21 protein-coding genes are annotated in these 22,543 nt (G+C 43.9%); 17 read left to right on the forward strand and 4 right to left on the reverse strand.

Features of this window, described 5'->3' with window-relative positions; all coding sequences use genetic code 11:
* Genes MMU07_RS04515 through MMU07_RS04530 form a run of 4 tightly spaced genes read right to left on the reverse strand, consistent with a single transcriptional unit; the run spans nucleotide 1 to nucleotide 3,795 of the window.
* Entirely contained in the window at nucleotides 1–852 is an 852-nt protein-coding gene (locus MMU07_RS04515; RefSeq protein ID WP_241124645.1) for a transketolase, read from the reverse strand.
* Between the two features lie 9 nt (nucleotides 853–861).
* Nucleotides 862–1,311: a thioredoxin-dependent thiol peroxidase gene (bcp, locus tag MMU07_RS04520; protein WP_241124646.1), complete on the reverse strand. Its 450-nt coding sequence runs from the start codon at nucleotides 1,309–1,311 to the stop codon at nucleotides 862–864.
* A gap of 29 nt (nucleotides 1,312–1,340) precedes the next feature.
* Nucleotides 1,341–3,197 carry a M23 family metallopeptidase gene (locus MMU07_RS04525; protein WP_241124647.1) on the reverse strand — a complete coding sequence of 619 codons (1,857 nt, stop codon included), beginning with the start codon at nucleotides 3,195–3,197 and terminating at the stop codon, nucleotides 1,341–1,343.
* Nucleotides 3,184–3,795 (reverse strand): fumarylacetoacetate hydrolase family protein, encoded by a 612-nt coding sequence (locus MMU07_RS04530; RefSeq protein WP_241124648.1) that lies wholly within the window; start codon nucleotides 3,793–3,795, stop codon nucleotides 3,184–3,186. The genes MMU07_RS04525 and MMU07_RS04530 overlap by 14 nt, the downstream gene beginning before the upstream one ends.
* Nucleotides 3,796–4,273: 478 nt before the next feature.
* Between MMU07_RS04530 and MMU07_RS04535 the strand changes: the two genes are divergently transcribed.
* The 17 genes from MMU07_RS04535 (at nucleotide 4,274) to MMU07_RS04615 (ending at nucleotide 22,541) form a co-directional block, all read left to right on the forward strand.
* A complete protein-coding gene (locus tag MMU07_RS04535; protein WP_241124649.1) occupies nucleotides 4,274–5,191 on the forward strand; it encodes an IS1595 family transposase in 918 nt (305 codons plus the stop codon).
* A 445-nt stretch (nucleotides 5,192–5,636) separates the two neighbouring features.
* Complete coding sequence (locus MMU07_RS04540) at nucleotides 5,637–6,584, forward strand: hypothetical protein (RefSeq protein ID WP_241124650.1); 948 nt, start codon at nucleotides 5,637–5,639, stop codon at nucleotides 6,582–6,584.
* Nucleotides 6,585–6,590: 6 nt separating this feature from the next.
* Nucleotides 6,591–9,914 carry a PKD domain-containing protein gene (locus MMU07_RS21775; protein WP_241124651.1) on the forward strand — a complete coding sequence of 1,108 codons (3,324 nt, stop codon included), beginning with the start codon at nucleotides 6,591–6,593 and terminating at the stop codon, nucleotides 9,912–9,914.
* 17 nt (nucleotides 9,915–9,931) lie between these two features.
* Entirely contained in the window at nucleotides 9,932–14,188 is a 4,257-nt protein-coding gene (locus MMU07_RS04550) for a DUF6443 domain-containing protein (RefSeq protein ID WP_241124652.1), read from the forward strand.
* Between the two features lie 5 nt (nucleotides 14,189–14,193).
* Complete coding sequence (locus MMU07_RS04555; RefSeq protein WP_241124653.1) at nucleotides 14,194–14,886, forward strand: hypothetical protein; 693 nt, start codon at nucleotides 14,194–14,196, stop codon at nucleotides 14,884–14,886.
* 5 nt (nucleotides 14,887–14,891) lie between these two features.
* Entirely contained in the window at nucleotides 14,892–15,242 is a 351-nt protein-coding gene (locus tag MMU07_RS04560) for a hypothetical protein (RefSeq protein WP_241124654.1), read from the forward strand.
* Nucleotides 15,243–15,252: 10 nt separating this feature from the next.
* On the forward strand, nucleotides 15,253–15,945 hold the full coding sequence (locus tag MMU07_RS04565) for a hypothetical protein (RefSeq protein ID WP_241124655.1): 693 nt from the start codon (nucleotides 15,253–15,255) through the stop codon (nucleotides 15,943–15,945).
* Nucleotides 15,942–16,307 carry a hypothetical protein gene (locus MMU07_RS04570; protein WP_241124656.1) on the forward strand — a complete coding sequence of 122 codons (366 nt, stop codon included), beginning with the start codon at nucleotides 15,942–15,944 and terminating at the stop codon, nucleotides 16,305–16,307. Before MMU07_RS04565 ends, MMU07_RS04570 begins: the two co-directional genes overlap by 4 nt.
* Before the next feature lie 5 nt (nucleotides 16,308–16,312).
* On the forward strand, nucleotides 16,313–17,005 hold the full coding sequence (locus MMU07_RS04575; protein WP_241124657.1) for a hypothetical protein: 693 nt from the start codon (nucleotides 16,313–16,315) through the stop codon (nucleotides 17,003–17,005).
* A complete protein-coding gene (locus MMU07_RS04580) occupies nucleotides 17,002–17,361 on the forward strand; it encodes a hypothetical protein (protein ID WP_241124658.1) in 360 nt (119 codons plus the stop codon). The genes MMU07_RS04575 and MMU07_RS04580 overlap by 4 nt, the downstream gene beginning before the upstream one ends.
* A 4-nt stretch (nucleotides 17,362–17,365) precedes the next feature.
* Nucleotides 17,366–18,055, forward strand: a complete 690-nt coding sequence (locus MMU07_RS04585; RefSeq protein ID WP_241124659.1) for a hypothetical protein — start codon at nucleotides 17,366–17,368, stop codon at nucleotides 18,053–18,055.
* A gap of 5 nt (nucleotides 18,056–18,060) precedes the next feature.
* The gene (locus MMU07_RS04590) at nucleotides 18,061–18,513 is read left to right on the forward strand and encodes a hypothetical protein (protein ID WP_241124660.1); all 453 of its coding nucleotides are present in this window, start codon (nucleotides 18,061–18,063) and stop codon (nucleotides 18,511–18,513) included.
* Nucleotides 18,506–19,105, forward strand: a complete 600-nt coding sequence (locus MMU07_RS04595) for a hypothetical protein (protein ID WP_241124661.1) — start codon at nucleotides 18,506–18,508, stop codon at nucleotides 19,103–19,105. The genes MMU07_RS04590 and MMU07_RS04595 overlap by 8 nt, the downstream gene beginning before the upstream one ends.
* A gap of 23 nt (nucleotides 19,106–19,128) precedes the next feature.
* Complete coding sequence (locus MMU07_RS04600; RefSeq protein WP_241124662.1) at nucleotides 19,129–19,974, forward strand: hypothetical protein; 846 nt, start codon at nucleotides 19,129–19,131, stop codon at nucleotides 19,972–19,974.
* Between the two features lie 187 nt (nucleotides 19,975–20,161).
* Nucleotides 20,162–20,842 (forward strand): hypothetical protein, encoded by a 681-nt coding sequence (locus MMU07_RS04605; protein ID WP_241124663.1) that lies wholly within the window; start codon nucleotides 20,162–20,164, stop codon nucleotides 20,840–20,842.
* Complete coding sequence (locus tag MMU07_RS04610; RefSeq protein ID WP_241124664.1) at nucleotides 20,839–21,849, forward strand: RHS repeat domain-containing protein; 1,011 nt, start codon at nucleotides 20,839–20,841, stop codon at nucleotides 21,847–21,849. The genes MMU07_RS04605 and MMU07_RS04610 overlap by 4 nt, the downstream gene beginning before the upstream one ends.
* The gene (locus MMU07_RS04615) at nucleotides 21,846–22,541 is read left to right on the forward strand and encodes a hypothetical protein (protein ID WP_241124665.1); all 696 of its coding nucleotides are present in this window, start codon (nucleotides 21,846–21,848) and stop codon (nucleotides 22,539–22,541) included. Before MMU07_RS04610 ends, MMU07_RS04615 begins: the two co-directional genes overlap by 4 nt.
* Nucleotides 22,542–22,543 lie beyond the last annotated feature (2 nt).

Below are 22,543 nucleotides of genomic sequence, written 5' to 3' on the forward strand. Positions count from 1 at the left end.
TTAATAGTCTCCTAAAGTTTCTTCCAATTGTCCCAAAGCATTTTCAAGTTCAGCATCACTCGGTGCCACACCATGCCATTTGTGAGTGCCTACCATGAAGTCTACGCCGTAACCCATTTCGGTATACAGGAGAATCATCACAGGTTTTCCTTTTCCGGTAAGTCCTCTTGCTTCAGCCAGGCCATTTACTACTGATTCTATATCGTTTCCTTTTTTTACTTCGATCACATCCCATCCAAATGCTTCCCATTTTGCTTTCAGATTCTTCAGATCCATTACCTTGAGTGTTGGTCCATCTATCTGTTGTCCGTTATAATCAATGGCCGCGATCAGGTTGTCCACCTTGTGGTGCGCTGCATACATGCCCGCTTCCCAAACCTGACCTTCCTGTTGCTCGCCGTCACCCATCATCACATAGACAAGCTTGTCGTCCTTGTCGATTTTCTTGGCCTGGGCTACCCCGATCGCTACGGAAAGTCCCTGTCCCAATGAACCGGAAGCAATCCTGATTCCCGGAAGGCCTTCATGCGTGGCCGGATGACCTTGAAGTCTAGAATTTAATTTCCTGAAAGTCCCCAATTCCTCTGTGCTGAAATAACCGCTTCTTGCCAATACACTGTACCAAAGTGCTGAAACGTGCCCATTGGAAAGGAAGAAAAGGTCTTCACCATTGCCTTCCATCTTGAATTTGCTGTCGTGCGTCATCTCATTGAAATAGAGCGCAACAAAATATTCAGTGAGGCCTAAGGCAGCGCCAGGGTGTCCTGACTGTACGGCATGAACCATACGGAGGCAATCCCTTCTAACTTGAGAACAGATTTGTTTGAGTTGATCGATAGATTGTTTTTCCATTAGTTGGAATTATTTGAGTATTTGATTGGTATGGTTTTTAGTATCTACTTTTTCAATGATTTCTGCCAAAACTCCATTTTCATCAATGACAAATGTGGTCCTTGCTGTTCCCATGTACTTTCTGCCATACATGGATTTTTCTACCCAAGTACCATATGCTTCATGGACTTTGAGGTCTTCATCGGCAATGAGCGGGAAGGGGAGGCTTTGTTTTTCGATAAATTTGAGGTGGGACTTTTCTGAATCTGAACTTACCCCAAGCACGATAAAACCTGCTTTTTGCAATCCTTCATAATTGTCTCTGAGGTTACATGCTTGTGCTGTACATCCCGGTGTGGCGTCTTTTGGATAAAAATAAAGGATGACTTTTCTTCCTTTCAAGTCGGAAAGTTTGATGATGTTTCCGTTTTGGTCTTTGGCTTCAAAACTTGGGGCCGGATTTCCTACTGCTAATGACATAATATTTTGTTTTTAAAATTGAAGATTGATTAAAGTTTGGTGGTATAGCGTTTCTCATTTCCTGCCATATCCCTTACTATCAATAGAACTTCTCCTTTGAATGGTTGTTTATCTAATTTTTCGGACCAAATTACGCTTTGCTTGTGTTCATACCTCATCAGCACCCACTTCCCATCCACATATGCTTCGAAATCTTTGATGCCGGATTTATCGTCTTTGATCACAAATCTCATTTCTGAGGCATTGACCCTGACCGGGGCAATCGTCGGTGCGGTCCTATCCACGTCCAAAACAAAAGTACCAAAATTTCTGGTTTTGAACCTGATATCTTCCGATTCCCATTCACCACCAACAAAAGTTTTCCGTCCATTATCTGCCTGGAAATAGACATGAGTGTTTGTTTTGTCCCCTACATATCCGGTATTTCTGATCAAAACTTCCATGTTGCTTTGAAGGTATTCAGAGGGACCGTTGATCCTGACTGAGGAACCATTTGCGGTTTTTTTCTTTTCAACTCTCAGATAGAGATCATCCAAAAGCGTGTTTTCTGCAAATTTGATTTCTACATCATTATTTGCAAAAGAGATTTCTTCGCCAAAGGGGATTTTGATAAGAACCCCCGGTTTTATGATTTCTGTACAAAGGTCTACCGAGTCAGGAACACCATAGCGCATGTCCCACAAATAATTCCTTCGGCCATCTTGGATATAGGCAGGGGGAATTTCCATTTCAAGACTGTTTACAAAAACCTTGGCCAAAGTACCCCATTCTGATCCGCCTGTCTGGATGAACATCACTTCCCTATTGAATGATATATTGGTAGTCTTATTGGCAGAAATGGCCTGGCTTCCTATCTGGGTTTTTGTATCTTCTCCCTCGACCTGCAAACTTAGAACCCGTGCATTGCCGAAGTAGTCCTTCATCGTGACTTTGAGCTGCTTTTTCTCTCCTATTTTGGCAGAGACGGCGCCTGCGGTAAGGGAATCAGGTTCGTATATCTTGAGTTGGTTGTTGGGATATTGGTATAGCCTGATGAATCTGTTTTGGTACATATGACTTAGGAAGAACCTTCCTTTATTGAAGTCGACATGGTCAACATTGATTCGGTAAAGCGGTTTTTCATTTTCGAGCATTTCTATGACCGGAATCCCAAAAATATTATTTACACCATCCATTTTATCCACTGCATAGATTTCGACCCCAATCCGTCCTGTGATTTTTATAGGCTGATGGAGAATATACATTCCGCCTTCGATAATGGGGGTAAATTCTTGTCTTTGGTATCGGCCATTAACCCTAGCATCAGAATCGAGTGGGTTTAAGGCAATTCTGTATAGGACCGGAGGTGTTTTGTCCACCACTTCTTTGAACCCAAAAATAAATGGATCTATGGCCCTGTCAAGGCTGTCTCTGATTTCGAAATGAAGATGCGGCCCTCCGGAACTCCCGGTATTGCCTCCGTTTCCTATGATTTCTCCTTTTTTGATCGGAAGAAATTCTGGATCTGGAAATACTTCCAATTCGTTTTTCTGGGCAAAATACATCTCCTTCCGCATGAATTCCATGATCTTGGGAGAAAGATTCCGGAGATGGGCATAGACTGAAGACTGACCGTTGGTATGCTTGAGGTAGATGATATTGCCATAGCCAAAGGAAGAAATTTTGATCCTGTAGACGTATCCGTCAGATATGGCGAGGATGGGTTCTCCATCGACACCGCCAATTTTTACATCTATACCCGAATGGAAATGGTTGGGTCGGATTTCACTGAAATTTCCGGAAAGGAGGTTTCTGCTTCCAGGTTTGACCGGAAACAAATACTCCTGTGCATTTAAAACCAAAGGAAAAAAGAAAAATAATAAAAGGAGGTACTTACTTGACTTCAAAATCCAACAGCTTTTTATCTTCTATAAATGCTTCTAATCTATCTCCCACAGAGACTTTTCCAACTCCGGCGGGAGTCCCTGTAAAGATGAGGTCTCCTTTTTTCAAGGTGAAAAATTGAGACACATATTCTATGATCACCCCAAAATCAAACAACATCATGGAAGTATTTCCTTTTTGCCTCAACTCCCCATTGATATGGAGATGAAAGTTGATATCTGCAAAATTTTTGAACTCCGACACAGGTAAAAATTCCCCGACGGGAGCGGACCCGTTAAAAGCTTTGGCGATTTCCCAGGGGAGTCCTTTTGCTTTGCATTTATCCTGCAGGTCTCTTGCAGTGAAGTCAATCCCGATCCCGATTTCGTCAAAGTACCGGTCAGCAAACTTTTTCTGGATATGTTTGCCTTCCTTACACACCTTCAAAACCAATTCTACTTCATGGTGGATATTCTCCGAAAAGTCAGGATGGTAAAAAGGTGCGTTATTTTTAAGTAAAGCGGTATCAGGCTTTAGAAACACGACAGGGGCGGAGGGGCGCTCATTTTTCAGTTCCTCGATATGTTCCGCGTAGTTTCTTCCGATGGCAATAATCTTCATAAGGGAAGGTGAATTTTGACTTGGGCAAATAAAGGGATTTTTTGTGGAAAGACATAAGGGTTTTATCCTTCAAATCGATTAATGTGAATTTTAGAATGACTGATTATTTACCACAAAAGGAACAAAAAGTAATAGTTTAAATAAACGTTGATTTAATTTTATTTTGTTTACTCCAACCTAATTTATCAAAACAAAAATTGACTAAATGATCTCAAAAGGATAATTGACTGATTTTTCCCAGAACTTCATTTGTTTGAGGAATAGCAATTTTTTTTCAAAATCCAATAAGGTTTGAATCCGTACCGAATACCCAAACCTGAAATTTTACCTACATCCAAATAACAGGATCTGAAATAGCCATACATGTATATATTGTATGTGTATCCGCTTGAATGCACGTGATAAAATTTGACAATACGTGTCAATTAGTTGTAGGTTGAAATCTGCTGTTGTTTCTTGTATAAAAATAGGAAACATTATGACAATACTTCAATTTCTACAATACTTTCCAGATGAAGAAAGCTGCGAAGTTTATATCAAAGAGAGCAGAGAAAAGGCGGGAATATACTGTAAAACCTGTAAATCCATTACTAAGCATTACTGGTTCAGTGGTGGGAAATTCTTTGAATGTAGTCAATGCAGAAGGAGGAGCTCCTTAAAAAGTGGAACTGTAATGGAAAAAAGTAAGATATCTCTTCACACCTGGATGTTGGCTTTTATCTTCATGTCAGCTAGTAAGAAAGGCTTTTCATGTCTTGAATTCCAAAGGCAGGTTAGCTTGTCAAGATATGATACTGCATTCAGACTGATGCATAAGATTCGTGCCATGATGGGTAAAAGGGATTCGCTGTACATCTTAAATGACATGATTGAGTTTGATGAATGCTTTGTAGAAGTTGCAACCAAAAAACAGGTAAAGCAGAACCTTAAACGAGGAAAAGGGAGCCAAAGGCAGGCAAAAGTAGCAGTGGCTGCCGAATCTACCCCGCTTGAAGATCCCAGAACAGGAAAGAAAGACAGAGCATGTGGATATTATAAAATGGAAGTACTAGGAAAAGTAGATTCAGATCATGTCAACAAATTCATCAAGAAGAATGCCGCTGGAGATATCGTCCTGTTTACCGACAAAAACACAGCCTATGTTGATATTGCAGATATTGTTGACACACATTACATGGTTGTTTCAGATAAAGTAAGTGTCAATGAAACCCTAAAATGGGTGCATAAGGGAATCAGTAACCTGAAAAGAAATCTATTGGGAATACATCACATGATCACGTATAAATATTTACAGAACTACATCAATGAATTCGTCTATAAGCTTAACCGAAGATATTTTGGAGAAAGACTATTTGACCGATTGATTATTGCAGCTGTTCATCCTTACGTGCAGTGATGCGGATACACATAATATATTGAATAAATAATAGGAATAAAAAGTATTCATGTACTTTTTTTATTTGGCTTGATTGCGCCTAATTTTTTGTTGACTTATTCTAATAAAAACATTGAATTTGCGAAGAAGTTTAAATTTTTAAGAAATACTATTATCAGTATAAAAAAATATTCAATCCTATTTTACAGATTTAAATTTTAAAAAAAATTAAAATAAAAATTTTTATTCTGATTTATACCTATAAAAAATACAAATATAGTAGTTTCTATTAATATTAAAAATAACCAAAAATGGGTATTTTTTATTTGTAAATTATTTATAAAGTTTAAGATGTTAATTGATTTTAAAATGTTTTTATTTTCTATTTTAAAAATTTTGAAAAATAGTGGGCTGCAACCTTAAAAATACTTTCCTCATAGTCATCGGCATTAAATCTCCCCATTTTTTGGCCGTTCCTAGGATTTTCTTAGGTATTTTTTTAGTGTTCTTTTTCTTTATTAATGGTAATTCCTTAGTTGCTCAGCACACCCAAATAATTAAGAAAAAGCCTTTCTCTTTAATTAATGTTCAAAAAGTTGGTGGCTCCAAATCTCAAGAGTTAATTGAATTTACACAGAAAGATTCAAGTTTTAGATCATACAAAGTTGACTCTTCAATGGTCGATTCAACAGAATTGATCAACAAAATAGAATCGTATCTGGAACAACAGGTAATTTCTGATAATGAAAATCTATCATTTAGTGACTTTGGCGGTGTTGAAGGCTTTTTCCCACAAATGGATGAAAATAAATATTCCTCAGCACTTTCTAAGAAATTTATTCAAAAGGATTTTTGGGCACCTAAAGAAAAGCTTGAGCAAGCTAGGCAAAAACTAAATCAAGATAAAAAAAGGTACACATCTCTTTTTGATTCTCGTGTAAAGGAGGCAGCTACTAAACGTCAATCCCTGAAACATCTTCATTTTTCTCAAAGGCTTGATTATGGTGCATTAACTCAATTTAACCCCAATTCACCAAACCATTTTGAAGTACACATGCAAGTTGGCTATTCTATGTCAAAGAAGTCAACTTTAGGCGCTGGCTTAAGAGTTAACTGGCAGAACGCAAATAAAATAAACGGATTAAAGGTTTATTACAATCGTCAGATTGCAGGAAACTTCCTGTGGATCACAGAATACACCCTGCAGTTGAATGATTTGCCAGAAGGAATAAAGATGGTGGACTACCAAATTTCACCTTTGGTTACAGGGTTGGGTGGAGACCTTAGAATCAGGGGCAGACTTTACCTTAGAACAACTGTGCTTATTCCGTTTGGGTTGAGGTTACTTGAAAACCCCAGCTTTATTAAACAATCAGTTTATCAATTTGGCCTTGTGTTAAAACCAATAAAATGATGTAGTGTGAATAGGTATCACTGTCTTGCTTTATTGATCTTTTCGATAAGTTTTGGAGTATTTGCGCAGAATTATGTCGGTCCATCACCAAACTCAATGGGATTGGTACGTCTGGCCAACCAAGTGTCCCATTATACGGGTTCTCCGGTTGTTGGTGTTCTGTTAGTGGGGATTTCGGGCAGAGAGCTGGGTGTGGATGTTTCACTTTCCTACAACAGCTTTGGGCATAGAGTACAGGATGTGGCTGGTTCAGTGGGTTTAGGTTGGAATCTAGTCGCCGGCGGTGTGATTACAAGGGTTGTGAAAGGTGAGCCAGATGATCTACCCGGAGGTTTCTGCAGCGTACCTGGCATTGAAGATGAACCTGACATGTACACGTTTTCAATTATGGGAATGGTAGGCAAATTCGTTCTTGCCAAGAATGGTACGCCTCTCATTATGCCATATCAGGATGTGATCATCAAATCAGGTCTTTGTCGAAGTGGAAGCACAGGGACTTGGGAAATCATTGATGGTGACGGTACGAGGTACATTTTTGGGTCGAGTGTGGACAGCAGAGAGACCACTGGATTTAGGGGCATCTTCGCAACCAGGAGCAAGAACTATACATCCAGTTGGCTTCTCGATCGAATTATCTCATCGAATGGAACAGACGAGATAACGATTCAGTATGAAGGCGCGAGCTTTACATATGAAAGTTACTCCTATTTTCAGGACTTCAATACCTCAAACAACGCTGTTGTAAACAGCTCTTTTGTGCTTACTCAAAATGTAAGGCTTCCCAAAACCATTGTGAGTTCCGGCGGTAGGATAGAGATGGAATATGAGGCTTTTAGGGAGGATGTCGCCGGAGCGAAGTCACTCAAGAACATCAAGGTATTCAACATCAATAACCTGAAAATCGAACATCTGGATTTCAGATACAGCTATTTTGGTCCCCAGGGTTCGACCGGAATCTGCCGCAGGCTTCGATTAGACCAGATCAACGATCGTTCGACAACGGCACTTTATTCATTCACATACAATTTGACCGAAAACCTCCCATGCCGAAATTCAAAACACTTCGACTATTTGGGACTTTATAACAACAATCCAAATGGCGGCAATCCTAATATTAGTAGCTGGATAGCGGATGACGCACCTTTAGGCGGCACCTCTCGTGCCCCGCACGCCGCGAGGATGAGGGCAAACCTCCTAACGGGAATAGCCTTTAGAGGTGGTGCCTCTATTCAATACAATTATGAACCGCATTCGGGTGTACTAAATGGTGTCGCGCAAAGTGTTGTGAGCGGGAACCGGGTATGGTCGATAGTCGAGCGGAATGGTCAAGGTGTAGAAAAGACCACCAGCTACAATTATACACTTTCGAACGGAACGGCGAGTGGGATCGTCGCAAATAACCCGATCTTCAGGTTTCAAGCACCGAACACTCCACCCGGAGTAACTGCACCTGTGCGAAGGTTTTCACATTCGTTGGGTGATCAATTTGACATGAATGGGACCTTCGTCGGTTATTCGAGGGTGGTCGAATTTGAATCCGGCAAGGGAAGAACCGAGTACGAGTTCACAAACTATAATACTAACCAGGATTTGGGCGCCAGTCATTTGTTTACAAAAAGTACCCGATTTTGGGAACGGGGACAGACAACGTCAATTCGGGTTTTCAACCAAGCGAATAATCTTTTGTATACTGAATCTTTTACATACAACCTGAATCTTCCAAACCAGCGATCTTACACGGCAGAGGAAAGATACAATTTTGCTCCAATAGGTAACTTTTCAGGTACCTACACGCTTATCTCTCGCCCATTCAATCTTGATACGAAGACGACATTGGTGCACGATCAAATTGATCCAAACAGAACGATTACTAGTGTGGAAAAATACGAGTACCAAGCACCGCTGTTCCAGAATATCAGGGTACTGAAATGGAATTCCACGAATCCAAATGAAAGCATGGTTACAGAGATGAAGTATGTCACCCATACGGACTACAACTTTCAATCCGCTGATTGCACAAATTCGCTTGCCACCTGCCTCAACAACTGCACATCCGGAAACAACACCTGTGAAAACAACTGCTACCTCGTGTTCAACAACTGCGTCACACAGGCATTCAATAGTTTGGACCCGGACGGTAAAGCGATCTACAAGATGCGGGAGAGGCATGTACACAATGTAGTTATTGAATCCATGAACTTTATCAGACGGGGCACCACGAACCACTTGTTAGGCTCAACTATTAACAGGTTTAACACGATTGGCACAGACCATAAGGTGGTACCTGCATCAACTTGGACTCGACAATTGATCCCGACAACAAGTTATGTGAGTTCAAGCATCAACAGCTCTTCGGCCACATTTACAATGCCGGCCAACTTTTTCCAAATCGAGAGTGGCATTTACGATTCAACTACAGGTATGTTGACAAGTACGAGTTCCAGGGATGGGACGACAACACAGTATGCCTACTCAGACCAAAACACCACTCTGGCTCAAGTGACCACAAATCCAGGCCCCAACAGTTTTCAAAAGTCATTTATCCATCGTCCATTGGTTGGCACTACCAGGGAGACTGACACAAATGGGTTCGCTGTACACACCGAATATGACATATTGAATAGGCCAAGACTTGTAAGTGATAACGATAACAATATCATCAAGCGATATCGGTACCACTATCAAAATGAAACTCCAAACTTTAAAATCATTTCAAACCCTAATCAAATACTTGTTGGCCAATCTGCTACGTTTTCTCTGGATGATATAGTGGTGACAACAGGTGGGCCAGTTACTAGAACTTGGACGACAGGTACGGGGATTATCTATTCGGATAACCGGACGACTATGACCCATACCTACACTAGTCCAGGCCTATACAATGTCACAGCGACAATCAACACAAATGAATATAATCCAGTTACCAGAACCTACCAGCTTCTCGTTTCTTCACCACTGCAGATCACAACTTGTGTCAACGGTCCCCAACAAAAAGACTATTGTAATCCGGCTAACAATGTTTACGGTTCGTGTACCCAAAATCAATCGGACCCCGGATTTTCAACCATTGTTGCCAATTTCGCATCTCCGATTTCAACTGGCTGTGCTGGAGCCCATACGTATCTCTGGCAATATCGTCTAGGCAGTGGTTCATGGGTGACTTTCGGATCACCTTTTTCAAATACTGCCGACTTTTTCCACAACCCAAACCAATTGGGCAATTATGAAATAAGGTGCACCATCACTGATAGTTGCAACTCAACGGCTACCTCTACTGTGTTCATAAACGTCTACAAAAGCAATCCCAACTGTACGCCAATCCAACATTGATCTAAACTCAGGATTTTATGAAAAACATATGTATTCTCTTGTTGATGATAATTTGGACTTCCAAAGCCATTGGCCAAACTTTGGCGCCGAGTCCAACGCAAAACTTCGTAAGAATAGAGTCGGTGCTAGTTCCGGGGAGAACCAACGATGGCCTTGTGCTAAGTGCAACGGATGACCAGAAAACAGTCGAATACCAATATGCCGATGGACTCGGCAGAACTACCCAAACGGTTATTTGGCGTGGGAGTCCAGAGAAAAGGGATTTGATCTTTCCGGTAGTCTCTGCCATTGGAAGTCTACAGCCAATCGAGTACCTGCCTTATCGAAGTACAGCTACCAATGGCGGATTTAGGACAAGTCCATTTACCGAGCAATCTTCCTTTTATGGCAGCCCATCAATCGGTATCACTGCCAACAGTAGACCCTTAAAAAACAACGTTTATGAATCGTCTCCGCTCGAAAGGCTCCTTTCTTCGACCGAATACGGTGTTGGATATCAAACTGCGGGCGTGAATATAGAACAGCAGGTGAATATCGCAAACCAGGTGCGAAGATGGGAGATTTCCAACGGCTTGCCGCGTTCTACCGCCTTCTATCCGGCAGGCAGCCTGTCTATAAGCATAAGTCGAGATGCATCACAATTTATGACCCGGACTTTTTCGGATTGGTTGGGACGAAAGGTTTTGACGCAAGTCCAGACCGGCGCATCGACTTGGGAAGATACCTACTATGTCTACAATGACTATAACCAACTTTTGTTCGTTATCCCTCCAGCTGCTGCGGGGGACCTTAATCCGACCCAGGCAGTTGCCGACCTTTGGCATTTTCGCTACGAGTACGATGATTTTGGTAGATTGGTAAGCTCAAAAGCCCCCGGCGCACATCCTGTCTTTACCATCTATGACCGCTGGGATCGTCCGGTCCTGACGCAGGATGGTGTCCAACGGGCTAGGTCTCCGCAAGAGTGGTCGTTTGTGAAATACGATGTCCACAATCGTCCAATCATTACAGGTACCTTTGCCCCAGGGCTTACGAGGGCTCAACTGACAACTGCCGTTGCCAATTCAGGCACGAGGGATGAAATCAAGAACACCTTGTCAGTAGGATATACCTTGAATAGGACATATCCCACTACGGTAGTGGAAACCAACCTCCTGACTATTGAGTATTTCGACGATTACCACTTTTTGACAATAACTTCGTGGGCATCGATTCCGTTATCCAACTTCGCGTTTGGGGCGGAGCCCGGGTATGCCGGCTCAAACATTACAACGGTAAAAGGCCTGTTAACTGGAAAAAGAACCAGAAGAATCGGGGACTCAAATGCTTGGGAAAACACAGTGTTCCATTACGACAAATACTATCAGCCGATACAGGTGATTTCGACCCATCAGATGAACGGAACCGTAAGAACTGTAACACAATATGCCTTTTCCGGCGAGGTCGAAAAATCAGTCAATATCTACACCCACAACGGCGCAACTACCCGCGTCCAAAGAAGGTATACCTACGACCACGCGAAAAGACCTACGAACCTTTACCACCAAGTGAATACAAATACGGAAGTGCTTTTGGCAAGAACATTTTATAACGAACTCGGGCAGCCCTATGAAAGTATACACCACAGTAGAAACAACGGAACGGTTTGGCTGTATAAAAACAATTCCAAAACGACAACTCAGGGCTGGCTGGACGAAATCAACTACGTTTTTTCCAACAATGCGGTCGTGTTCAACCAAAAACTCAATTACAACACTTCTGCGGGTAATGGCAACACGACGAGAATGGATGGACTAATCACGTCCAATCGTTGGCAACATCATGGATCACAGCCGGAACGATCCTACACCTACGCGTACAGCGTTCCAAAAAGACTCACCGCTTCGACTTTTAGACAAAGGAGCGGTACCACTTGGACAAGCAACAACTTTTTTAACGAAGACAATATTGTCTACTCCAACAACGGAAACATTACATCGCTTACAAGGAACTCAGAAGTATCGGGTGCAGTGCAACAAATTGATAATCTTTCTTATGTCTACTCGGGAAATAGACTAATGCGAGTCACCGACGGAGCTCCCACTGCCCATCGGCCTAATGGATTCAATGACGGAAATACCGCCATCGACGACTATGTGTACAATGAAAACGGCTTTGTGACGATTGACAGAAACAAGTCGATTACTGGGATTACCTATAACATACTTGACCGACCAACCAGAATCGACTTTGCGTCGGGTACCAATATCCGGTACACCTATGGGGCTGGCGGGGGACTTCAGACTGTCGCACGTCACGTTTCGGGAAGTAGTACGGTTACTCTGCAATATGTGGGAGAGCTTGTCTTTGAGAACGGCACCCTAACCGATATCAACCATGAGTATGGAAGGGTCTTGGCCAACAACGGGTTCCGGTACCAATATTACCTGACTGACTATCTCGGTAGTACACGGGTAGTACTTCAAGAAGATCCTGCCGTCTTTTCTGCATCCGCTGGACTTGAGGCTCCAGATATGGCAGAGGAATCCCAGCAGTTTATCGGCTACGAAGAGGTGGTGCGGATATCCGCCGATATGTTGAACCATACGCCGGGTGCTGAATCAAGCTATGCCATGCGGCTGAGTGGGGGATTTGGAGAAAACATTGGGCTGGCCAAGTCCATCTCGGTGATGCCCGGAGATACTGTTCGTATGGAAGTATTCGGCAAGTACATCGACATCGGTGAGGCAAAGCGCAATCCCGCAGTGATGGCCGTACTGATGGCAATCACCGCAGCCGACCCGATCGGTATGGGCATAGATGGGGCCCTATCCACCTCCGCCAATACCCTCAACGCCGAGACGGGCGGACTGGCCGGACTGCTGACTTCCAGCAAGGAAATCGGCGATGCGCCACCCGCCTTCCTGAACTACCTGTTTTTCGACGCAGAGATGAATTACAAGTATGGAGGCTTTGTCCAGATGTCCAACGCCGCAAGGGAGGACGGATCGAACGTCCCACACGAACAGCTTTCCCGACAGGTAGTGGCGGAAGAGGCCGGATTCTTCTATATCTACCTCTCCAACGAATCGAACACAGGCTCCGAGGCATTCTTTGATGACTTCAGTGTCCAGGTATCGGAGAGCTTTATCGTCCAGCAGATAGACTACTATCCCTACGGCATGGTGGCGCGGGAATTCCGACGTCTGGGCGATAAGGCAACCAATGACCTGTTTCAGGGCAAGACATTTGAAGACCTCACCAGGTGGTACGACTTCCATGCCCGACAGTACGATGCGGCAGTGGGAAGGTGGTTCGGGGTCGATCCGCAGGACCAGTTCGCTTCGCCCTATGTGGGGATGGGGAATAATCCGGTGATGATGGTGGACCCGGATGGGGAGTTGGCGTGGTTTGTTCCACTTATCATTGGGGCAGTCGTTGGTGGTGCGACTGGAGGGGCGATCGCACACAATAACGGACAGGATTTTTGGAGCGGTGTGCTCAAAGGAGCTCTGGCTGGTTTCGCATTGACAGCCACTATGGGAAAAGCGGGCCTGTTGGGTGCGAAAGTAAAAACAGGAATGGCAAACTTTGCCGCCGCAAAGACCGGCAAGCTCTCAAAAGTAATCTCCAATAGTTTTTCGGGAGGATTGAACATGGCCAACAACTATGACCCCGATGCAGGTGTCGGGCATATGCTGGGGAATTTTGCGGCGGGATACATTGGATCGGCTATCGGTATCGGCGAGGATGACCCTGCCGGAGCTTTCTTTACGGGTGGAGCGCTGACCAGCATGAATGATATCCTGCATGGAAGTATAAAGAACGAATATGGACTGGCCCAGTCTTTTGTCGGGGGTGGATTGTCTGCCTTGGCAGGAAAAAGCTTCAGTAGTTCAATTAAGGAAAAATGGGGGCTAGCAGAAACTTATGCGAATAAGGAAGTCTTCGCCAAATACGGCCTCCAAAATGTCGCGGCCAACTTCGCCTACGACAAGGAGCAGGCCTTTTTCAAAAAGCCCTTTCCGATTCACGGTGCGGCATTTATGATAGGTGGAATCGGAGGCACCTCGCAGAAGGCGATTATGGGTAAGGGTTACGGCGACAATCCGTTTGCAGCATTCGGTCAGCGGTTTGTAAGGAGTTCTTTGGCCTATTTTGGAGAGTATTCGGTCAACTACTATTACAAAACAAAGATGAACCATATCAAATACGGCGATTATAGAAGCAACAAGGCGGCTTCGTTTCTGATCAAGTCATGGGCCTACAGCTGGATTTACTCTTTCAAACTTTGATACATATGTCGCGAATCTTGAAACATATTGGAATTGTCCTGATGCTTGCGTTTTCGGTCAGTTGCACTCCGAATAAACATTTTTTCAAAAAAAGCCGAGGTAAGTGGGTGACAAAAAAGTCCTATAACGCACAGGATGTACTTGTTGTAAATAACTACGGGATTTATAATTCGATAAATGAAGAGCTTTTGATCCCCAATAAAGAACCTTTTCCCGTCAATAAGGATAGCTTGTTATCGGTATTCGACAAATCACTGAACAGGATTGGACTTAAAAACATTTCGATTGAATATACTAACAACATAATTGACAGCGCCTTGTACCTTCAAACAGCGGTTAGAATCAGGCACTTTGATGAAATTTATATTGATAGTCTTGCAGAATCCTCTCCTGGAACAATAAAAATAGTCCCCGTTGTCTATGCCCATAATCAATACACATTTGCAGCCTCGTTTTCGTCAGGTGGATTATTTAGTTCAAATGGCTGGTTTTTTGTGACCTACTTAAGCTTGTTTGTCTTTGTAATCAAAGAAGAAGAGATTATCTACAGTCGTCAAATTCAGTTTGCATCTGACCAAGTTTGGGCGAATTCAAAGAACGAGATCTTGGCCGTGCCGCCGCTCGCGGCGGTCAGGCAGGAGCATTGGGACGAGTTGGTCAGGCTGGCGATGAAGGACTATATCAAGCGGATGAAATGAGGGATATGGAAAAGACAGGGACACACGGCCTCCAAAATGTCGCGGCCAACTTCGCCTACGACAAGGAACAGGCCTTTTTCAAAAAGCCCTTTCCGATTCACGGTGCGGCGTTTATGATGGGCGGCATCGGCGCAAGCCTGCAGCAGGGGATTATGAGGAAAACCTTCGGCTTTTCAGAGGCTAGAAATTTTCTTCACAAACTTAGCAGAAGTTCCTTAGCCTATTTTACCGAGTATTCGGCCAACTACTACTTCAAGACCAAAATGCAGTACGTGAAGTATGGAGATTATCGGAGGAACAAGGCTTGGTCGTTTGGGGTTAAGTCGTTGGCGTTTAGTTGGTTGTACTCACTTTGATATTAGGGATATGAGTCGTTTACTATCTTTACTTGTTTTGGGTATTTCACTTTGTTTGATACAAGGCTGTGCACCCAATGATGTGTATTATAAAAAAAGTAGAGGGAAATGGGTTACCAAGAAATCATACAGTTTGGCTGACACGCTGGTGGTGAAAGACTATGCCTTGTACAACTCGAGGGCGAAGGTTAGTCTTTCTCCAGAGAAGGGTCCCTTTGAGGTAGATAAAGATAGCCTTCTCACCGTCTTGCTTTCTTCTTTTAAAAGGCTTGGTTTAGAAAACATAAAAACGGAAATCGGCAGCAATGTCATCGATAGTACTTTGTACCGTACACAAGGAGTTAGAGTCAGGCATTTTGATGATTCGTACATCAACAAAATTGCGGGTGACACCCACAATTGCCCTGCCCTTGTTCTAATAACCTACGCCCACAATCAGTTTGCTTTCACTGGGTTTATCTCTTCAGGTGGTATGGCAGGCAGCAGCGGCTATACGATCCTTACATGGCTGAGTTTGTTTGTTTTTGTAGTTGACCAAAATGAAATAGTCTACAGCCGCCACATTCTCTACAAATCCGACCAAGTCTGGGCCGATACCGAGGAGGAGATATTGGCGGTGCCGCCGCTTGCGGCGGTTAGGCAGGAGCATTGGGACGAGTTGGTCAGGCTGGCGATGAAGGACTATATCAAGCGCATGAAATGAGGAATAGGGAAGACATAGGGACACACGGCCTCCAAAACGTCGCCTCTAACTTCGCCTTTGACAAGGAACAGGCCTTTTTCAAAAAGCCCATCGCCATCCACGGCGCGGCATTTATGATCGGTGGAATCGGAGGCACCGTGCAGAAGGCGATTATGGGTAAGTTTTTCGATGGCGGTCCTTATGCAGCATTCGGTCAGCGGTTTGTAAGGAGTTCTTTGGCCTATTTTGGAGAGTATTCGGTCAACTACTATTACAAAACAAAGATGAACCATATCAAATACGGCGATTATAGAAGCAACAAGGCGGCTTCTTTTCTGATCAAGTCATGGGCCTACAGCTGGATTTACTCTTTCAAAATGTGATACTTATGGTGCGAATCTTGAAACATATTAGAATTGTCCTGCTGTTTGCATTGTCCGTAAGCTGTACACCGAATGATGTCTTCCATAAAAAAAGTAGAGGAAAATGGATTACGAAGAAATCATACGACCTTGGGGACACGATTATTGTCAACAATTTCGGTTTGTATAATACAAGAAACGAGGTGTTGTTAATCGCAAACAAAGAGCCATTTCCTGTTAATAAAGACAGTTTATTAGCGATTTTCCAAAAATCGCTTTCTACTCTCGGCCTTTCTAGATTGGAAATAAGTTTTAAAGACAACCTAATTGATAGTTCCTTGTTCCGTCAATATGCTATAAGAATGAAGCATTTGGAGGACTCATATGTTTCTAGTTTTGTCAAATTTTCAAAGCACAACACAGTCTTAGTCCCATTGATTTATGCAGACAATCAATATCAGTTTACGGGATACTTTACCTCAGGAGGTGCGTTTGGAAGCAGTGGCTGGAATGCTATTACTTGGCTTCATTTGTTTGTGTTTATATTCCAGAATGAAGAAATAATTTACAGCCGCCACATAAGGTATAAATCAGATGTGGTCTGGGCCGATACCGAGGAGGAGATATTGGCGGTGCCGCCGCTTGCGGCGGTCAGGCAGGAGCATTGGGACGAGTTGGTCAGGCTGGCGATGAAGGACTATATCAAGCGCGTGAAATGAGGGATAGGGAAGACATAGGGACACACGGCCTCCAAAATGTCGCCGCCAACTTCGCCTACGACAAGGAACAGGCCTTTTTCAAAAAGCCCATCGCCATACACGGTGCGGCATTTATGATGGGCGGCATCGGCGCAAGCCTGCAGCAGGGGATTATGAAGGGGAAATCATTTGAAAGTGATTTTTTGACTTTTGGAAAAAAATTTGGTTTGTCAACGCTCGCTTATGGAGCTGAATATTCGCTCAATTACTACTTCAAGACCAAAATGCAGTACGTGAAGTATGGAGATTATCGGAGGAACAAGGCTTGGTCGTTTGGGATTAAGTCATTGGCGTTTGGTTGGTTGTATAGTTTGTAACAGTATGAAGGCAAACTTGGGATTTATTGTAGGCATGATCATCCTGTTTAGTGCAATTACAGGATGTCACAGAGAGTTTAGAAATTTGAATAAATCTGTGAGTAAAACTCAAAAAACTTATTCAGCCACGGATTCGATTTTCATCGCAAATTATGTTTTGTACAACACCCAAGATCACCTTTCCTTTACACTTGAAAATAAGCCTATTCCTATTGATGAGGATAGTGTGATGCAAGTAGTTTGGAAGTCATTTGAGAAATTAAAATTGCCCATTGTTTCCAATTTTGAAACAGGGCAAAATCATATTGATAGTTCATTTTACGAACGTCTAATAAGGATACGAAAAATAGATGAGGAATGGATTAATGTGGTCGCAGGGGATTCCTGTAAGAAACTAATACTTGTCCCTGTAATTTACATCATGAATAAAATTAGTTTCACAGGATATATCTCCTCTGGCGGAATGGCAGGAAGCAGTGGATATCATGTGATGTCTTTTGTAAATCTTATCGTTTTTATTGTAAAGGATGACGATGTTGTGTACAGTCAACAAGTTAGACACACATCCGAAAGAACCTGGGCCAATTCCCGCGAAGAAGCTGAGGCGATTCCGCCTGCGCCTTTGGTGACGAAGGAGCATTGGGACAAGTTGGTCAGGCTGGCGATGAAGGACTATATCAAGCGGATGAAATGAGGGATATGGAAGACACAGGGACACACGGCCTCCAAAATGTCGCCGCTAACTTCGCCTTTGACAAGAGCCAATCTTACTTCAACGACAAGGCAGACCTCAAAATCGCCGGCAGCTTCCTGATCGGTTCCTTTGGCGGACTCGCACAGTCGGGGATTATGAAGGAACGAACGGGGTCGCAGGTTGGAGCAGGTACATTTGGGAAGCTCTTTGGACTCAGCACCTTTGCCTACCTGGGTGAGTACGCCGCCAACTATATGTGGAACTCCTCCTCACGACCCCCTAGCCTCAGTTTCAGCGGCTACTACGGCTACAAGCAGGCCTCCTATGGCATCAAATCGATGTTTTATACTTATCTGTACTGGTTATATGAGGAGGTGTATGTTGCTAGTATTTGTTTGTGCTACAATGGCTTCATGCGGGGGATTGGAAATATTCAAAAGATACGATCGTTTGTCTAGCGTAGCGCGAAGGTCTTATTCCAACCAAGAACTTGTCTTGGCTGACTACTTCTTTTGTGCCCATCAGCGGAAAATGGCACTCGCACTTCATGACTTTGAAAAAATGGAATTGGACGCTGATAGCGTTATGGTATTGTTCCAAACAGGGCTATCGAATCAAGGTGCAAGCCTGAGGGTGGAGGAAGGACAGAACCAGGCTACCCCTTTGCTCTGTGATAGAGAATTTATCACGTTGAGACAGATGAAAAAACATTTCCTTTCAGAGGCTGACTTAGGCGGTCAAGGAACCAGATATCTCGTGCCCGTGGTCAACTTTGCAGATAGATATCGTTTTACAGCCTATGTCACTTCGGGAGGGATGGGAGGTCACTCGGGCTACATGAGATACACGACAATGAGTCTGTTGCTTTTTGTGGTGGAAAACGGGGAGATTATTTATGCGGACAGTCGAAGTTTTTTTTCTAAGACGACCATGGCGCCGACGCTGGAGAAAGTCAAGGCAATCCCGCCTGCAATCGAGGTGCGCAAGGAGCATATCGATGAGCTTGTCCGTCGGGGGATGCGGCGGTATGTAAGGAGGTTGGAGAAGTGACAAGGAGTGGTACGGAAGAAAGTATGGAAAAGACCAAGCAAAGACCCAAGTCGAGTTGTTCGACGGTTGGAACGTCGGACGGTCTGGTACTGTCGCCTGTGGCGACCTCAGTTTCAGCGGCTAGTAAGGCTACAAGCAAGCCTCCTACGGTATCAAATCGATGTTTTACACGTATCTGTACTGGTGATATGAGAAGGCTGATACTGCTTATTGTTTCCGCTTCATTGGCATCCTGCGGGGGGTTTGATGCGTTCAAAAGACACGACCATTTGTCGAGCGTGGTGCGAAGGTCTTATTCCAACCAAGAACTCGTTTTGGCTGACTACTTCTTTTGCGCCCACCAAAGCAAAATAGACATTGCCCTTCCCAATTTTGAAAAAATGGAATTTGGCGCTGATAGCCTCATGGGATTGTTCCAAACAGGATTATCGAATCAATGCATAATGCTAAGGTTGGATGAAGGACAGAACCGGGCAACTCCATTGCTCTGTGAAAGAGGGTTCATCACTTTGAAACAGATGAAAAAACGTTTCCTTTCAGAGGCTGACTTAGGCGGTCAAGGAACCAGATACCTCGTGCCAGTAGTCAACTTTGCAGATAGATATGGTTTTACAGCCTATGTCACTTCGGGAGGGATGGGAGGTCACTCGGGCTATTTGAGGTATACATCCTTAAGTCTGTTGCTTTTTGTGGTGGAGAACGGGGAGATTATCTATGCCGAAAATAGAAGATACGCTTCAAAAAGGTCTTGGGCGAATACCCTGGAGGAAGTCAAGGCAATCCCTCCCGCGATCGAGGTGCTCAAGGAGCATATCGATGAGCTTGTCCGCCGGGGGATGCGGCGATATGTAAGGAGGTTGGAGAAGTGACAAGGAGTGGTATGGAAGAAAAAGACGGAAATGACCTACCAAAACGCAAATCTTGGCAAGTACGCCGCCAACTATATGTGGAACTCCTCCTCGCGACCCCCTAGCCTTAGCTTCAGCGGCTACTACGGCTACAAGCAGGCCTCCTACGGTATCAAATCGATGTTTTACACGTATCTGTACTGGTGATATGAAAAGGCTGATACTGCTAATTGTTTCCGCTTCATTGGCTTCATGCGGGGGGGTTGATGCGTTCAAAAGACACGACCATTTATCGAGCGTGGTGCGAAGGTCTTATACCAACCAAGAACTTGTCTTGGCTGACTACTTCTTTTGCGCCCACCAGAGACAAAGTGTTCTTGCTTTCCGGGTCTTCGAAAAAATGGAACTGGACGCCGATAGCCTCATGGGATTGTTCCAAACAGGACTATCGAATCAGGGTGTAAGGCTATGGGTGGATAAAGGACAGAACCGGGCTACTTCATTGCTTTGTGATAGAGAGGTTATTTCTTTGAAACGGATGAAAAAGGACTTCCTAACGGAAGCTGACCTCGGCGATCAAGGAACCAGATATCTCGTGCCCGTGGTCAACTTTGCGGACATTTATCGATTTACAGGATATGTCACTTCGGGCGGTATGTGGGGAGACTCGGGGTATATGAGATTTACATCATTGAGCATTTTGATTATTGTAGTAGAGAATGGGAAGGTTATTTACGCGGACAGTAGAAGTTATGCCTCCGAGAGATCATGGGCTAATACCCTTGAGGAAGTCAAGGCAATCCCGCCTGCCTATCAGGTCAGGGAAGAACACATCGAGGAGCTTGTCCGTCGGGGGATGCGGCGGTATGTAAGGAGGCTGGAGAGATGATAGGGGGCAGTGGGGAGGAAAAGATAGGATTTGCACACCAAGACCTCACCAGGTGGTACGACTTCCATGCCCGACAGTACGATGCGGCAGTGGGAAGGTGGTTCGGGGTGGATCCGCAGGACCAGTTCGCTTCGCCTTATGTCGGTATGGGTAACAACCCCGTGATGATGGTGGATCCGGATGGGGAGTTTGCTTTCTTGGCAGCCGCCCTCTTTGCAAAGAAAGCGATAGTTGCGTTGAAGGCAGCTAAAGTTGCGAAGGTAGCAGTCGCCGCTACGAAGACTGCAAATGCCTCAAAATTAGCCAGTGTGATCACCAAGGCCACATCAACCAAAGGACTAAAAACGGGGCTAAAAAGTGGCGCGATCAATATGATTTCCAACTATAATGCCAAAAAGGGTTTTGGGTGGAATACATTGGGCGATTTTGCGGCCGGTTTTGCTGGAGGTTCATTTGGCTTTGGTGCCGAAAACAAATTAATCGGCATGGGAGTAGGCGGATTGGCGACTTGGGGAGTGAACGGGGCTTCCTTTGACTATCAGGGTGCGCAGGAATTTGTAGGCGGAGCGCTTTCAAGCTATGTTGGTATGGGAAAGGCAGTAAAGGGAAAACATGCAGTATTCAAGCAAATAGAAGGGGGGAATACTTTGGTGAAATTGAATGACGGAAAATTTTTGTCCAAAACGTTGATGAAGCACGGAGACAACTTTGTTAACTACGGTATCCAGAACAATGCCTATGACTTTGCCTACTCCAAAGAGGAGGACTTTATGTCGAGAGGTTGGGGGCATTTGGAATTGTTTGCTTGGGGAGGGTTGAGTTCTTCCTTTCAAAACGTTTCATGGGAAAGAGAAAGGTGGATTGGGCAAACTCTATTTTACACAGGGATAGACTGGGGTATAAATGGGGCAATCAAAAAACGATTCACTGGTATAAAGGTAGATGGTTCACAAACCAACAAATTAATTTTAGGTTACCTTAAATGGCTTCAACTCCTTTATGAATGATGAAACAAGCAAATTTTCAAACCCAGAACTACATTGTTATTTTGACCCTTTTGTTTACTATTTCATGCAAAAACTCTTTCTTCTACACCGATTTGTATACGATGGCGGATCGGAAATCCCGGTTTTTCTTGGATTCTTATGCCAAAGAAACCGGTTTCGCCTTGTCGCAGATTAGTGTTTGTCAGGATGTAGAGTTGGCAAACAGACTTAGAACTCCCGGTTTGATCAAGTTTTTTCCGGATTCAATCAAAAGCGGGCTTACTAGTGCATTCAAAAATAATATGACGATCAAAAAAGAGATTACATCAACAAGGTATTACATGGATTCTGATTGCCGTTTTGAAGATGAAGTTCTGGCGAAAGGACTAATTTCTTCTATTCAGTCAGCATGTCAAGATTGCGAGGCAGTCATCATCCCCCAGCTAAAAATTACTTCAAAATCGCTTAAAAATACCTATTGGGGTGGTCCCACAGGGTTTTCAGAGGACTTAGGTGACGACAAACACCTCTTAGAATACAAGCTTGTCACATCGATCTATCGGAACGATACCCTGATCTACATGGACAACCGCACCCACTGGACCGAGGTTATCGGTGCGCGTGGGGAGAAGTTACAGTACCAGGTCCCGCAGGAAGTAATCGACACATTGGTGAAGTTGTCATTGGAGGAGTATTTCAAGCGCATGAAATGAGG

Source organism: Cognataquiflexum nitidum, assembly GCF_022538055.1.
GTDB lineage: Bacteria > Bacteroidota > Bacteroidia > Cytophagales > Cyclobacteriaceae > Cognataquiflexum > Cognataquiflexum nitidum.

What these genes read in the sequence shown, in the direction of transcription:
- MMU07_RS04590 (WP_241124660.1), top strand. Translation starts at nt 18,061, where the DNA reads ATGGAAGACACAGGGACACACGGCCTCCAAAATGTCGCCGCTAACTTC.
- MMU07_RS04560 (WP_241124654.1), top strand. Translation starts at nt 14,892, where the DNA reads ATGGAAAAGACAGGGACACACGGCCTCCAAAATGTCGCGGCCAACTTC.
- MMU07_RS04585 (WP_241124659.1), top strand. Translation starts at nt 17,366, where the DNA reads ATGAAGGCAAACTTGGGATTTATTGTAGGCATGATCATCCTGTTTAGT.
- MMU07_RS04575 (WP_241124657.1), top strand. Translation starts at nt 16,313, where the DNA reads ATGGTGCGAATCTTGAAACATATTAGAATTGTCCTGCTGTTTGCATTG.
- bcp (WP_241124646.1), bottom strand. Translation starts at nt 1,311, where the DNA reads ATGTCATTAGCAGTAGGAAATCCGGCCCCAAGTTTTGAAGCCAAAGAC.
- MMU07_RS04610 (WP_241124664.1), top strand. Translation starts at nt 20,839, where the DNA reads ATGATAGGGGGCAGTGGGGAGGAAAAGATAGGATTTGCACACCAAGAC.
- MMU07_RS04550 (WP_241124652.1), top strand. Translation starts at nt 9,932, where the DNA reads ATGAAAAACATATGTATTCTCTTGTTGATGATAATTTGGACTTCCAAA.
- MMU07_RS04515 (WP_241124645.1), bottom strand. Translation starts at nt 852, where the DNA reads ATGGAAAAACAATCTATCGATCAACTCAAACAAATCTGTTCTCAAGTT.
- MMU07_RS04570 (WP_241124656.1), top strand. Translation starts at nt 15,942, where the DNA reads ATGAGGAATAGGGAAGACATAGGGACACACGGCCTCCAAAACGTCGCC.
- MMU07_RS04530 (WP_241124648.1), bottom strand. Translation starts at nt 3,795, where the DNA reads ATGAAGATTATTGCCATCGGAAGAAACTACGCGGAACATATCGAGGAA.
- MMU07_RS04565 (WP_241124655.1), top strand. Translation starts at nt 15,253, where the DNA reads ATGAGTCGTTTACTATCTTTACTTGTTTTGGGTATTTCACTTTGTTTG.
- MMU07_RS04535 (WP_241124649.1), top strand. Translation starts at nt 4,274, where the DNA reads ATGACAATACTTCAATTTCTACAATACTTTCCAGATGAAGAAAGCTGC.
- MMU07_RS04600 (WP_241124662.1), top strand. Translation starts at nt 19,129, where the DNA reads ATGGAAAAGACCAAGCAAAGACCCAAGTCGAGTTGTTCGACGGTTGGA.
- MMU07_RS04580 (WP_241124658.1), top strand. Translation starts at nt 17,002, where the DNA reads ATGAGGGATAGGGAAGACATAGGGACACACGGCCTCCAAAATGTCGCC.
- MMU07_RS04615 (WP_241124665.1), top strand. Translation starts at nt 21,846, where the DNA reads ATGATGAAACAAGCAAATTTTCAAACCCAGAACTACATTGTTATTTTG.
- MMU07_RS04555 (WP_241124653.1), top strand. Translation starts at nt 14,194, where the DNA reads ATGTCGCGAATCTTGAAACATATTGGAATTGTCCTGATGCTTGCGTTT.
- MMU07_RS04605 (WP_241124663.1), top strand. Translation starts at nt 20,162, where the DNA reads ATGAAAAGGCTGATACTGCTAATTGTTTCCGCTTCATTGGCTTCATGC.